Source organism: Virgibacillus indicus, from assembly GCF_002266285.1.
Classification (GTDB): Bacteria; Bacillota; Bacilli; order Bacillales; family Amphibacillaceae; genus Virgibacillus_K; species Virgibacillus_K indicus.
In genome coordinates, this window is record NZ_NPMS01000076.1 from 1 (window position 1) to 382 (window position 382).

General features: G+C 35.9%; 1 protein-coding gene. It reads left to right on the plus strand.

Annotated elements, in window-relative coordinates:
- A partial coding sequence (locus CIL03_RS19535; RefSeq protein ID WP_133087852.1) for a putative PEP-binding protein occupies positions 1-382 on the plus strand: 382 nt, incomplete at both ends.

The following is a 382-nucleotide window of genomic DNA, read 5'->3' on the forward strand; positions in this document are numbered from 1 at the left end:
CTGGATTTACCAAAAGAACTGAACCCATTTTTAGGCTTCCGTGCTATTCGTTTCTGTTTGGAAAATGAATATGTCTTCCGTCCACAATTACGTGCACTACTACGTGCAAGTGTACATGGTAATTTAAAAATTATGTTCCCAATGATTGCGACACTTGAAGAATTCCGTCAGGCAAAAGCAATTTTATTGGATGAAAAAGAAGCATTAAAAAATGAAGGTGTGAAGGTTTCTGATCATATAGAAGTTGGAATAATGGTAGAAATTCCATCAACAGCTGTCATTGCAAAACAATTTGCAAAAGAGGTTGACTTCTTCAGTATCGGAACAAATGATTTGATTCAATATACAATGGCTGCTGATCGTATGAACACACAGGTTTCTT